13 protein-coding genes are annotated in these 12649 nt (G+C 66.6%); 5 read left to right on the forward strand and 8 right to left on the reverse strand.

Annotated elements, in window-relative coordinates; genetic code table 11:
• Positions 1–46: 46 nt before the first annotated feature.
• The 3 genes from BMI89_RS00525 to BMI89_RS00535 are packed head-to-tail and all read right to left on the reverse strand — an operon-like array spanning position 47 to position 1420.
• Entirely contained in the window at positions 47–469 is a 423-nt protein-coding gene (locus BMI89_RS00525; RefSeq protein ID WP_078539680.1) for an MliC family protein, read from the reverse strand.
• A complete protein-coding gene (locus BMI89_RS00530; RefSeq protein ID WP_078569416.1) occupies positions 466–843 on the reverse strand; it encodes a cell division protein ZapA in 378 nt (125 codons plus the stop codon). Before BMI89_RS00530 ends, BMI89_RS00525 begins: the two co-directional genes overlap by 4 nt.
• Positions 836–1420 carry a hypothetical protein gene (locus BMI89_RS00535; protein WP_143593780.1) on the reverse strand — a complete coding sequence of 195 codons (585 nt, stop codon included), beginning with the start codon at positions 1418–1420 and terminating at the stop codon, positions 836–838. The genes BMI89_RS00530 and BMI89_RS00535 overlap by 8 nt, the downstream gene beginning before the upstream one ends.
• 200 nt (positions 1421–1620) lie before the next feature.
• Here BMI89_RS00535 and tkt point away from each other — a divergent pair, with 200 nt between their 5' ends.
• The 3 genes from tkt to BMI89_RS00550 are packed head-to-tail and all read left to right on the forward strand — an operon-like array spanning position 1621 to position 5455.
• Complete coding sequence (gene tkt / locus BMI89_RS00540) at positions 1621–3639, forward strand: transketolase (RefSeq protein ID WP_078569418.1); 2019 nt, start codon at positions 1621–1623, stop codon at positions 3637–3639.
• Between the two features lie 41 nt (positions 3640–3680).
• Complete coding sequence (locus tag BMI89_RS00545; RefSeq protein ID WP_168176748.1) at positions 3681–4568, forward strand: DMT family transporter; 888 nt, start codon at positions 3681–3683, stop codon at positions 4566–4568.
• Positions 4569–4579: 11 nt separating this feature from the next.
• Entirely contained in the window at positions 4580–5455 is an 876-nt protein-coding gene (locus BMI89_RS00550; RefSeq protein WP_078569420.1) for a lauroyl acyltransferase, read from the forward strand.
• Positions 5456–5504: 49 nt separating this feature from the next.
• On the opposite strand, the gene BMI89_RS00555 is transcribed toward BMI89_RS00550, so the two are convergent.
• The 5 genes from BMI89_RS00555 to BMI89_RS00575 all read right to left on the reverse strand — a co-directional run bounded on the left by BMI89_RS00555 (position 5505) and on the right by BMI89_RS00575 (position 10787).
• The gene (locus BMI89_RS00555) at positions 5505–7106 is read right to left on the reverse strand and encodes an APC family permease (protein WP_078569421.1); all 1602 of its coding nucleotides are present in this window, start codon (positions 7104–7106) and stop codon (positions 5505–5507) included.
• Positions 7107–7225: 119 nt separating this feature from the next.
• On the reverse strand, positions 7226–8641 hold the full coding sequence (locus BMI89_RS00560) for an aldehyde dehydrogenase family protein (protein ID WP_078569422.1): 1416 nt from the start codon (positions 8639–8641) through the stop codon (positions 7226–7228).
• A gap of 61 nt (positions 8642–8702) precedes the next feature.
• Positions 8703–9488: a metal ABC transporter permease gene (locus tag BMI89_RS00565; RefSeq protein ID WP_078519617.1), complete on the reverse strand. Its 786-nt coding sequence runs from the start codon at positions 9486–9488 to the stop codon at positions 8703–8705.
• The gene (locus tag BMI89_RS00570) at positions 9481–10281 is read right to left on the reverse strand and encodes a metal ABC transporter ATP-binding protein (protein WP_078569423.1); all 801 of its coding nucleotides are present in this window, start codon (positions 10279–10281) and stop codon (positions 9481–9483) included. Before BMI89_RS00570 ends, BMI89_RS00565 begins: the two co-directional genes overlap by 8 nt.
• Positions 10278–10787 carry a Fur family transcriptional regulator gene (locus BMI89_RS00575; RefSeq protein ID WP_078569424.1) on the reverse strand — a complete coding sequence of 170 codons (510 nt, stop codon included), beginning with the start codon at positions 10785–10787 and terminating at the stop codon, positions 10278–10280. Before BMI89_RS00575 ends, BMI89_RS00570 begins: the two co-directional genes overlap by 4 nt.
• Before the next feature lie 91 nt (positions 10788–10878).
• Here BMI89_RS00575 and BMI89_RS00580 point away from each other — a divergent pair, with 91 nt between their 5' ends.
• Both BMI89_RS00580 and BMI89_RS00585 read left to right on the forward strand, forming a co-directional pair.
• Positions 10879–11835: a zinc ABC transporter substrate-binding protein gene (locus BMI89_RS00580; protein ID WP_078569425.1), complete on the forward strand. Its 957-nt coding sequence runs from the start codon at positions 10879–10881 to the stop codon at positions 11833–11835.
• 32 nt (positions 11836–11867) lie between these two features.
• A complete protein-coding gene (locus BMI89_RS00585) occupies positions 11868–12632 on the forward strand; it encodes a 2-dehydro-3-deoxygalactonokinase (protein WP_078539691.1) in 765 nt (254 codons plus the stop codon).
• Positions 12633–12649 lie beyond the last annotated feature (17 nt).

Below are 12649 nucleotides of genomic sequence, written 5' to 3' on the forward strand. Positions count from 1 at the left end.
CCGAACGAACGAACGAGGGCCGCCGCGCTGATCCGCGTTGCGGCCCTTATTCTTGGCGGCAGGCCCTGAGAAGCGGTTGCACCTCGCCATCTTCGGCGATCCAGTCGAGCATCGCCTGCGCGCCGCGCGTCCACCACACATAGCCGGCTTCGCCCTCGCCATCCTCGGCATATTTCGCACCATCGGCAGAGCGGATATGGCTCATCACAACCTGCCGCCCCTGTAGAAACACGACGACTCGCTGGGGATCGGTGTCGTTGAGATAGGCCGCGTGCACTTCCGCGCCGCGCTCGCAATGATAGGTGGCGTTCACCACCGCCGAGGGGCCGTCGCCGACAATCGGATTGAGAGGCTCCAACCGCTCGACCGATCCGTCATCCGGGGCTGTGCCCTGCACCGCGTCCTGCGCCGCGACCGGTCCCGCCAGCGCGACACCTACGAGCGCCGCGCCAAAGAGCCCCCGCCTCACGCGTCGTCCTCGACCCGGTCGGCAAGCGACTCCGCGCGCGCGGCGATCTCGGCCAGCGTTTCGGTCACTTCGGGCGGCACGATCGGCACTTCGACATGCGCCGGGTTCGACTGCAACTCGTCGATCTTCGCCTGCAATTCGCCCAGACGGTTCATTGCGTCGCGCAGCTGATCCTCGATGCCCGCCGCCTTGTCGGCCAGCATCAGCCCCGACATCAGCAGCATCCGGTTCTCGGGCACCCGCCCGATCTGGCCCAGAAGCACCTGCGCCTCGCTGTCGAGCATCCCGGCAGCCGAGCGCAGGAAATGTTCTTCACCTTCTTGGCAGGCGACCTGAAAATCGCGACCACCGATGGAAATCGTCACCTCAGGCATCGGTCTCCTCCTCACGGTTCGCCGCTTCGATGATCGGGTCGAGACCCGCGATGATCTGCTCCAGTTCGGCGCTCTCGCCGTCGCGCGCGGCGCGCAGGCTTTGCAGCTCGGCCATCAGCGCCTCCTCGGAGAAGGCCACGCCCTCGTCCATCAGCTTGCGATTGGCCGCGACCAGCGCCGCATTGGCTTGCTTGAGAGCTGCGACCTCTTTGAAGGCGGCTTCCTGTGCGCGGACGGCAGCGCCGTATTTGCGCTCCATCGCCCCCAGTGTGGTGTCCTGTTTCTCGCGGATCGCGCGGACGCGTTCGGAGAGTTGCGCGTTGGCTTCCTGCTCGGCGGCGAGCGCGGCTTTCAGCTCGGCCACTTCCGCCGGATCGGCAACAACTTCGGGCGGTGCCTCCGGCACGTGGGGCAGCTCCGCCTCGGCGGGCGGCGCGGTCTCCGGCTCGGGCTGGTGCGTGGCTTCCTGCGTCGCTTGCGCCTGCAATGCCTCGCGCTGCTTGAGCGCTTCGACCCCGCGCCCGATCCGTTCGAGCGCGAAAGCGATGCGGCGTTCGTATTCGGCTATGTCACTCATACGCGCCTCCTCGTCCTCATGTTTTTCGCTTGCCATGACCGAATCGCGGCCGACTGCGAGTTTCGTTAAGTCTAACCTTTTGCGACAGGGCAAGCCCACCCTTTTGCCCCAAGCACTTGTGGGCCGCGCTTGATCTTGGGCCGATCCCTGCTATCAGGGGCGCGGACCCATCCAACAGCTGCCCCGCGAAAGGACGTTTCATGGAAATCGAAGAGCTGCGCGCCGCCCATCCTGAGCATTGGAAACTTGCCTCCGCGATCCGCGCACTGGCGATGGATGCGGTGCAGGCCGCCAATTCCGGTCACCCCGGCATGCCGATGGGTATGGCCGATGTGGCGACCGTTCTGTTCCAGAACCACCTGAAATTCGACGTGAAGAACCCGAAATGGGCTGACCGCGACCGGTTCATCCTGTCGGCGGGTCACGGCTCGATGCTGATCTACTCGCTGCTCTATCTTTGCGGCGACGAGCAGGTGACGCTCGACCAGATCAAGAACTTCCGCCAGTCGGGCGCGCTGACCGCCGGCCACCCGGAGAACTTCCTGCTCGACGCGGTGGAGACCACGACCGGCCCGCTCGGCCAGGGCCTCGCGACTTCGGTCGGCATGGCCATCGCCGAAGAGGCGCTGCGCGCCCAATGGGGCAAGAAGCTCGTCGATCACCGCACCTGGGTCATCGCAGGCGACGGCTGCCTGATGGAAGGCATCTCCCAGGAGGCCATCGGCCTTGCCGGGATGCAGGAACTGTCGAACCTGATCGTGCTGTGGGACAATAACGACATCACCATCGACGGCCGCGTGTCGATGTCCGACAAGACCGACCAGCGCAAGCGCTTCGAAGCGTCGGGCTGGACGGTCTTTGCCTGCGACGGTCACGATCCGGCCTCCATCGACGAGGCGCTGACCAAGGCCAAGAAAGCCAAGGGTCCGGTTCTGGTCGACTGCAAGACCATCATCGGCTTCGGCGCACCGACCAAGGCCGACAGCTACTCGGCCCACGGCTCGCCGCTGGGCGACGAGGAAATCGCGCGCACCAAGGCGATCTACGGCTGGGATCACGGCCCGTTCGAAATCCCCGCCGACGTGAAGTCGCAATGGGAAGCGATCGGCACCCGCGGCGCGGCTGAGCGCGCCGAGTGGGAAGAGCGCTTCGGCAAGCTCTCGGCAGCCAAACAGGCCGAGTTCACCCGCATCATGGAAGGCGGCGTCTCGAAGAAGCTCACCGGCGCGATCCGCAAGTTCAAGAAAGAGCAGGCCGAAGCCGCGCCGAAAGTCGCGACTCGCAAGGCCTCCGAGATGGTGCTGGGCGCGATCAACGCCGCCTGCCCCGAGACCATCGGCGGCTCGGCCGACCTCACCGGCTCGAACCTGACCAAGTCGAAGGACATGACGGTCTTCAACCCGGAGAACCGCAAGGGCCGCTACATCCATTACGGTATCCGCGAGCACGGCATGGCGGCTGCGATGAATGGCCAGTGGCTGCATGGCGGCGTGCGTCCCTATGGCGGCACGTTCTTCTGCTTCACCGACTACGCGCGCGGCGCGATGCGTCTGTCGGCGCTGATGAAAGTGCCGACCGTCTACGTCATGACCCATGACTCCATCGGTCTGGGCGAAGACGGCCCGACCCACCAGCCGGTCGAGCATCTCGCGATCTGCCGCGCGACGCCGAACACGCTGACCTTCCGCCCCGCCGATGTCATCGAGACCGCCGAGGCGTGGGAAATCGCGATGAACCAGGAGGGCACGCCCTCGGTTCTGGCGCTGTCGCGTCAGGGTCTGCCGACGCTGCGCACCGAGTACAAGCCGCAGAACCTCACCGCGCGCGGCGCCTATGTTCTGGCCGAGGCCGATGGCAAGCGTCAGGTGATCCTGATGGCGACCGGCTCGGAAGTGGAAATCGCGCTGAAAGCCCGCGAGATGCTGCAGAAGGAAGCGATCGGCACCCGTGTCGTGTCGATGCCCTGCATGGAGCTGTTCGCCGAGCAGGACGAGGCCTACCGCAAGCGCGTGCTGCCGCCGAACTCGGTCCGTGTGGCCGTCGAGGCCGCCGTGCGCCAGCCGTGGGACCGTTGGCTACTGGGCGAGCGTGGCCGCGAGGCGAAAGCCGGCTTCGTGGGCATGGAGGGCTTCGGCGCTTCCGCCCCCGCAGGCGAGCTTTACGAGAAATTCGGGATCACCCCCGAGGCCGTGGCCGAGAAGGTCAAGAGCCTCCTCTGATGGCTCTGCCCGGCTTGAAAGCGACTGCGAGGGGGCCCGGCGTGGCCCCCTCTTCACATCCCGAGGGCGATCGCCCCGGGATGGGGATCGCGCTGATGCTCGGCGCGTTCTCGATGCTGACGCTGATGGACGCCTTCGCCAAGCTTCTCGGACAAGGCTATCACCCGCTTCTGATCGTCTGGGCGCGCTTCGCGGTGAATGCCGCCGTGCTCGCCTTCATCTATCGCGGCACCCTGCCCCGCCGCATCCGCAGCGCACAGCCGAAGTTCCAGCTGGGCCGGGCGCTGTTCCAGATGGGCGCGATCGTGTCGTTCTTCTACGCGCTGAAACACGTGCCGCTGGCCACTGCCACCGCGCTTGGCGATCTCAACCCGGTGATCGTGACGCTCGGCGCGGCGCTGTTTCTGGGCGAGCGGCTAGGCCCGCACCGCATCTTCGGCATTCTGGCGGCCTTCATGGGCGCGATGATCATCCTGCGCCCGGGCTTTGGCGGGCTGCATCCGGCGGCGTTTCTGGCGTTGCTGGCCGCGTTCAGCTTCGCGGGCGCGGTGCTGCTGACGCGCTACCTGCGCGGCGATAGCGCGGCCACCTCGCAGCTTTGGTCGGCCTTTACCGGGCTTGCGCTTTCCTCGCTCGCCCTGCCCTTCATCTGGCAGCCGATCGCGCTGGCCGATCTGTGGATCTTCCTCGGTCTCGGGCTGGCGGGCAGCCTGTCGCAATTCCTGCTGATCCGCGCCTTCGCACTGGCCGAAGCCTCGACGCTCGCACCCTTCGGTTACTCGGGTCTGCTGTTCGCATCCTTCTGGGGATGGCTGATGTTCGGCCAGTTTCCCGACGGGTTCACCATTGCCGGGGCGCTTGTGATCGTGGGGGCTGGCCTCTATGTCTGGTCGCGTGAGCGCCGTGCCGCGCGCCAAGCCAGAGCCTGACACCCGACACGATGAAGAACCGCGAACCCACCCTGTCCGACCGCGCCTCGAATGCCCTTTTCGTGGCAGTGATGCGGCTGGTCCAGCGCCTGCCCTACGAGCGGCGCATCCCCGCGGCGGGACGGATGGTCGCGCGGCTGGCCCCGATCCTCGGCTTCACCCGCAAGATCCGCGAGAACCTGCGTATCGCCTGCCCGGACCTGTCCGAAGACGAGATCAAGCGGTTGCAGCGCGAGATGCCCGACAATCTGGGCCGGATGCTGGCGGAGATTTACTCGGGCGAGGAATTCGTGGCGCGCGTGCGCGATCTGCCGATCGAAGGCCCCGGTGCAGAGACGCTGGAGGCCGCCCATCGCGAGGGTCGCCCCGTCGTTCTGGCTGCAGGCCATTTCGGCAATTACGATGCGTGGCGCGCAGCGCTTGCAGGCCACGGCTACCGGGTCGGCGCGATCTACCGCCCGATGAACAACCCGCTTTTCAACGAGCAATATGTCTCGACCATCTCCGCCATCGCCGAGCCGCTGTTCTCGCGCTCGCGCCGGGGCTTGGGCGACATGATGAAATTCCTGCGCGACGGCGGGATGGTCGCCTTCGGCTTCGACCAGCATTTCAACAAGGGCGCGGAGCTGAGCTTCTTCGGCCTGCCCGCCTTCACGCCGCTGTCGGCGGCGGAAATGGCGCTGAAGATGAAAGCCGATCTGGTACCGATCTATGCAATCCGGCAGCCCGACGGGCTCAGTTTCAAGATCTATGCCGACAAGCCCGTCCCGCACAGCGCCCCCGAGGCGATGACGCAGACGCTCAATGACGGGCTAGAGGAGATGATCCTCAAGCATATGGAGCAATGGCTCTGGATCCATCGCCGCTGGAAGGTGAAGCGCGCATAAGAAAGGCGCGCGAGTTTCCCCGCGCGCCCTTTTGTCATTTCGCAAAGGCTCAGTTGCCGCGCTGGATACGCTCCATCAGCGCGCCGGTCTCCTCGGCGGGCAGAGCCGCGCGCAGCGCGAACCAGATTACCACCAGCGACCACACCGCGACGAGGCCCATCCCGCTCCAGAAGTTCAGCACATTGAGCGCGTGATCCGAGGTGCCGAGTCCGGTGATCACCCAAAGCCCGCCGAACCACAGCGCCAGCCAGCCGATATGCCCCCAGCCGAACTCGGAGGCGGATTTCTTCTGCACGACGTGGAAGACGACCGCATAGACCGCGAAGCCCCCGAGCAGCATCCCGAACAGGATCGAGTCGGTGTAGAAACCCGTCCAGTAGATCACGAGGTTCGACGCGATGAAGGCCAGCGGCGCAAGGAACTCCGCCCCTTTCAGGCGGAAGGCGCGCTCGGCATCGGGTTGGCTGCGGCGCAGCACCATCAGGACGATCGGACCGAGGCCGTAGGTCAGAACCGTGATCGAGCTGATATAGCCCACCAGCAGCTGCCATGCCGGGAAGGGCAGCAGGAAGAACACGCCCACGGCCCACATCACCGCGACCGCCAGCCACGGCACGCCGTGGCGGGTCGTATGGGTCAGTGCGCTCGGCCCGCTCTCGGTGTCACCCACCGCATAGAGGATACGCGAGCCGCCGGTGACGTAGATCAGCCCCGTCCCGCCGGGAGAGACATAAGCGTCGACGTAAAGGAGCAGCGCCAGCCATCCCATGCCCAGCGTCGCCGCGAGACCGGCGAAGGGACCAGCGGAGCCTTTGAAGCTCAACGACGCCCAGCCATTCGCCAGATCGCCCTGCGAGAGCGCCATGATGAAGGCCACCTGCAGCAGGATATAAACGATCGCGGCGAGAATGACCGACCCGATCACCGCCATCGGGATATTGCGGCCCGGATTGGCGCTCTCGCCGCCCAGGTCGATCGCGGTGCGGAAGCCAAGGAAGGAGAACACGATCCCTGCGGCGGGAATGGCGGTGAACATGCCCTGCGCCTTGTAAGTGCCCGGTGCCGCATGCCAGACGCCCCAATGGGACGAGGCCGCGATCAGGCCGACCACGGTGATCAGCGGCACGGCGATCTTCCACCACGTGACGGTGTTGTTCACCTTCAGCAGCGCCTTGATCGCGAGCAGGTTCAGCAGTGCCAGCACGCTCAGGAGCAGCGCGGAGGTGATGAAGCCCACCAGCGTCAGCGTGCCCGACCCGTCCCCGCGCAGGAAATAGGGCAGGTAGTTATTGGCATAGGTGACGATCCCCTCGGCCTCGACCGCAGGCACCGGCGCATAGCTGAGAAACAACATCCAGCCCCAGAGCCGTCCCAGCGTCGCGCCGTGGCTCGCATGGCTCATATGCACGAGCGCGCCGGATTTGGAGAACATCGTGGAGAGCTCGGCGAAGCACAGCGCGATCAGCATGATGATCGCCGCCCCGATCACCCAGGACCAGACCGAGAGCGGTCCTGCGATTTTCGACGCGTGATAGGCGCCGAACAACCAGCCCGAGCCGATCATGGAGGTGGTGGAGGCAAAGAGCAGCCCGATGACCCCGGCGTCACGCCGCAGTTTGCCTCCTCCGGCCATCGTTTCTGTTGATGCCATTGGTTAATCCCCTGTTTCTTATTAATCACAAGGGTTCAACTAGGGCGCGATTTCGCCAACCGGAGCGATTACACGGGCTTGTGGCGGAACGCGATCACGCGTGAAATCTGCTGTCGGAACTAGCGCAGGAATTTCTGGGCGAGCTTCGCCATGCGTCCGCTGCGATAGGGCGGCATCAGCATCGCAAGCGGCGCGAACCGGTTCTCGAGCACAGGCTTGAGATGGGTGAAGGCCTCGAAGCCCCAATGGCCATGCGCGGCCCCGACACCCGAATTCCCGATCCCGCCGAAGGGCAGGTTCTGGTGCAGATAATGGACCAGCGCGACATTGACGCCCACCGCGCCGGAACTGGTCGCGCGGCGCAGCCGGTCGATCAGACCACGGTCGCGCTCGAAGATATAAAGGGCGAGCGGCTTCGGTCCGGCCTCGATCCGCGCCACCACATCCGCCGCATCGTCGAAGGGGATGACCGGCAGAACGGGGCCGAAAATCTCCTCCTGCTCGACGCGCATCGACGGGTCGGTGCCCATCAGGACGGTCGGCGCGATATAGCGGCTCTCGGCCTCGCTGGTGGCTCCGGTCAGCGCCTTTGCGCCAGCGGATTGCGCGCTCTCGATCATGCCCATCAGGCGGGCGAAATGATCCGCGTTGATGATCCGCGCGAGGTCTCGCGAAGCCGCCTGCGCCTCTTCCGTCTTGCCATACATCCGCGCGATCGCGGCTTTCAGCTCGGCCAGAAACGGCGCCTCGATCTGCTTGGCGACATAGACGTGATCGGGGGCGATGCAGGTTTGACCGGCATTCGCGAACTTGCCCCAGGCGATCATCCGCGCGGCCTTTTTCAGATCCGCGCCAGGGCCGACGATGACCGGGGATTTGCCCCCGAGTTCCAGCGTCACCGACGTCAGATGCTTCGCCGCCGCCGACATCACGATCTTGCCCACCCGCGGCGAGCCGGTGAAGAAGATATGATCGAAGGGCTGGTCGAGCAGTTCCTGACTGACCTCAACCCCGCCCTGTACAACGCGCACGAGATCGGCAGGCAGCGCCTCCTCCACGATCTGCGCGATCACGGCGGCGCTGGCCGGGGCCAGCTCGGACGGTTTGACGATCGCGGCACAGCCCGCCGCGATGGCCGAAACCAACGGCCCCAGAGACAGCGCCAGCGGGTAGTTCCACGGCGCGATGATCAGCGCGGTGCCCTTCGGCTCGGGCACGATCCGCGCGCGGGTGCCCAGCATCGCGCGGGTCGGGCGGACCCGGCGGACCTTCGTCCACGTCTTCAGGTGGCGCAGCGCGTGCGAAATCTCGGCCTGAACGGGCAGGATCTCGCTCAGGCGAATTTCGGCCTCGGGCTTGGAGAAATCCTCCGCCAGCGCCGCGAGGATCTCCGCTTCGTAGTCATGGATCGCGCGCGAGAGCGCCTGCAGCGCCGCGCGCCGCTGCGCGGGATCGAAAGCCATGCGACGCTGCGGATTGCCCGCCGCGAGGTCGACGAATATCTGCGCCGGGGTCTTGAAACTGCGGTGATCCATCGGGGCTCCTTTGCCGCGCATCTCACCGCGCGGGAGGGGAAATGGCAAGCGGCAGCGCGGCTTAGCGCGCGCGACGCAGCGGCAAGGACAGTACGAAGAGCACGGTCGAGGCCGCCACGATCGACGGACCGGCGGGGGTGTCGAACTGCAACGACCCCCAGAGCCCCAGCAGCACCGAGGCGATCCCCACCCCGGTCGCACCCGCCGCCATCGCCTCCGGCCCGCGCGCGAATTGCCGCGCCGTCGCCGCCGGGATGATGAGCAGCGCCGCGATCAGCAGCGCGCCGACGATCTTGATCGCCACGGCCACGGTCAGCGCCAGCGCGATGGTCAGCGCCATCTGTTCGCGCCGCGGGTCGAGCCCCGAAGACATCGCCAGCTCGTCATTGATCGTCGCGGTCAGCAGCCCCTGCCAGCGCCATGCCAGCAGCGCCACGACCACAGCCGAGCCGCCCCAGACCACGGCCAGATCGCTGCGCGACACGGCGAGAATATCGCCGAACAACCATGCCGACAGATCGACCCGCAGCCCCGATTGCAGCGACGCCGCGACGAGGCCGAAAGCCAGCGCGGAATGGGCGAGAACCCCCAAGAGCGTGTCCATCGCATGACCGCGCCCCGACAGCCGTGCGACGGTGAGCGCCATCGCCAGCGCCACGCCAAGCGTGCCCAGATAGACCGAGATACCGAAGGCGAAGCTCAGCGCGACGCCGAGGATCGCCGCATGCGCCGTCGCATCGCCGAAATAGGCCATCCGCCGCCACACCACGAAAGAGCCCAAGGGGCCGGTCGCGAAGGTCAAGCCGATCCCGGCCAGCGCCGCGCGGAAAAGAAAATCGTCAAACATGCGCCTGCCCGTGGGTTTGAGTGCCGTCTTGTGCCTCGTCATGGGCGTGGTCGTGATCGTGGCTGCAGGTCGCGTGATCCGCGTGCTCGCCATGATCGTGGCTATGCTGGTAGAGCGCGAAGGCCCCTTGCGTGCCCATCCCGAACAGCGCGCGATATTCCGGTGCCTCGGCCACCACCTTCGGCGTGCCCTGACAGCAGACATGGCCGTTGAGGCAGATCACCCGATCCGAGGCCGACATCACGACGTGCAGATCGTGACTGACCATCAGCACCGCGCAGCCGGTTTCCTGACGGACCTCCTCGATCAGCTTGTAGAACCCCGCCGTGCCGGGCTGGTCGAGCCCCTGCGTCGGCTCGTCGAGGATCAGGATCTGCGGCTCCGACAGCAAGGCGCGCGCCAGAAGCACACGTTGGAACTGCCCGCCCGAGAGGCGCGAAATCTGCCGCGCGCCCAGATGCGGCACGCCGGTGCGCTCCAGGGCGGCCTCGGCCCGCGCGTTGGAAACGCGCTTGGGCAGCGACAGGAAGCGGCGCACCGTCAACGGCAGGCTCGCATCGACATGCAGCTTTTGCGGGACGTAACCGATCCGCAGCCCCGCCTGACGGTTCACCTTGCCGCGGGCGGCGCGCTCCAGCCCGATCAGGGCGCGGATCAACGTCGATTTGCCCGACCCGTTGGGCCCGACGACGGTAACGATCTCGCCCGGGGAAATCGTGAAGTCGACGCCGTGAAGCACTTCGACCTCGCCATGGCGCACGCTCAGGCCCTGCGCCGTGATCAACTCGCTCATTGCGCCTCCTCGGCGGCGCAGTTCGGGCAGAGCCCCAGCGCCTCGACGGTCGCCCGCTCGACATGGAAATTCAACCGCTCGGCGGCGCCCTGCAGCGCGCGGCGCACTTCTTCGGCCCCCTCTTCGGGCCCGGCCTCGGCGACCTCGCCACAGTTGCGGCAGATAAGGAAGACCGGCGCGTGTTCCTCGCCCGGGCTCATGCAGGCGGCGAAGGCATTCAGGCGGCGCACGCGATGCGCCAGACCATGCTCGACAAGGAATTCCAGCGCGCGGTAGGCCACGGGCGGCTGCTTGCCGAACCCATCCTCTGCGAGCCGATCGAGCACCTCGTAGGCGCCCATAGCCCGATGTTCTTCCAGCAGAATTTCCAGCGCGCGCTTGCGCACCGGGGTCAGACGCGCGCCCTTTTCGGCGGCGACAGCCTCGGCGCGCGCCAGCGTCGTGCCGGCGCATCGGCTGTGGTCATGCGGCGTGAAAGCCTTGGCGGAAGAGGTCGAAGATCCCACGAGAGCGTTACCTTATCACATTTCTTCTTGACGAGTGATTTTATAACATACATGTTCCGCTCCTCAGATCAAGTTGGACAGGAGACATCCGATGCGCCCCACCCTTCCCGTTCTCGTGAGCGCCCTCGTCGCGCTGCCCGCACTCGCCCAAGCCGAAGTGCCCAGCGTCGTCACCGATGTGCCGCCGGTGCAGTCTCTCGTCGCGCAGGTGATGGGCGATCTGGGCAAGCCCGAAGTGCTGCTCGGTCAGAATTCGGACGCGCATCACTATCAGCTCAAGCCAAGCCAAGCGCGCGATCTGCAGGATGCCGATCTCGTCTTCTGGGTCGGCCCGCGCCTGACGCCGTGGCTCGAACGCGCGATCGAGGGCGTCGGAGTGAAGGGCCAATCGGTCGAACTGCTTCACGCCCCCGGAACGACGCTGCGCAGCTTCTCTGCGCAGGACCCGCATGATCACAGTTCCGATCTCGACGAGGACGAGGATCACGCCGAGGCGGGGCACGACGACCACGCCGAGGTCGATCAGATGACCGATCCCCATGCGTGGCTCGACCCCGACAATGCGAAGCTCTGGCTCGGCCTGATCGCCGAAGATCTTTCCAAGGCCGACCCCGACCATGCCGACACCTACGCAGCCAATGCCAAATCGGCGCAGGCGCGGATCGAGACGCTCGACGCCAAGCTCAAGGCTGAGTTTGCGCCGGTCGCGGACAAGCCCTTCCTCGTCTATCACGCGGCCTATGGCTATCTGGCCGATCATTACGGGCTGACCATCATGGGCGCGCTCTCGCCCAGCGACGCCTCGACCCCCGGCGCGGCCCATCTGGTGAGCCTGCGCGAAGAGGCCTCGGCGAAGGATGCCGTCTGCGCCTTCCCGGAGGCGAACCACGACCCGAAAATGGTCGAAATCCTCGTAGATGGCACGCCGGTGACGCTCGGCAAGCCGCTCGATCCGTCCGGCACCGCGCTGACCTATGGCCCCGGCCTCTATGAGGACCTGATGCAGGGAATGGCGGACACGATCACCGCCTGCCTGTCGCAGGGTTGATCCCGCACCACCTCCGTGCGATCTGATGCGCCATGGCTGATTGGATCGCACTTACGGAAGAATTCGGGCGCTGGCGCGCTGCACATGTCTCGGACGGGGCGGTGAGCGACCGCAAATCCGGGCCCGCCGCCCGCCCGCTTTTGCCCGACGGGGCCGCTGCGATCGTGGCGGCCTCCGCTGCAGGCCCTGCCCCGCGCGCCCTGCCCTGCACCCCTCGCCCCGAAGGCGCGCTGCCGCTGACCGAAATCGGCGGGCAAAGCTATCCGGCCCTGCCCGGCCTGATCCAAGACAGCGACGGCACCGAGATCACCGCCCCCGAGGCGGCCCGGATCGCCGGCATCCTCGCCGGCCTCCCGCAATTCGATGGCGTGATCTGGATCTGCGGCGCAAGCGCGATCTGGGCGCATATCTCGGCGGGCGAAGTGGTCAGCGCGATGCGCGCAGGCTCCGCCGCGATGCTGGCCGCTCTTGGCGCACCGCTGGAGGCAGGCGACGGGTTCGACGCAGCCCTCGCCGATACGCTTTCGCGCCCCGAGCGCCTCGCCCGCGAATTGGCGCCCCTCAGCCTCGGACGTCCCGCCCCGCGCGCCACTGGCGCCGTGCTCGGCGCGGAACTCGCCGCAGCGAAACCGTGGTGGCTCGGGCAAACCGTGCTCGCGCTGTCCTCCGCCTCCGCCCCCGGCTGGTCGGAAATTTGCGCCCGCGGCTTGCAAGCGCAGGGCGCGCAGGTCACTTTGGGCGACGGGGAGGCCGCGCTGATCGCGGGGCTGTCCGCGGCGCGCCGACCCGGCGCGTAACCGAGCGGCGAAAATAG

The organism is Thioclava sp. F36-7 (assembly GCF_002020075.1).
Classification (GTDB): Bacteria; Pseudomonadota; Alphaproteobacteria; order Rhodobacterales; family Rhodobacteraceae; genus Thioclava; species Thioclava sediminum.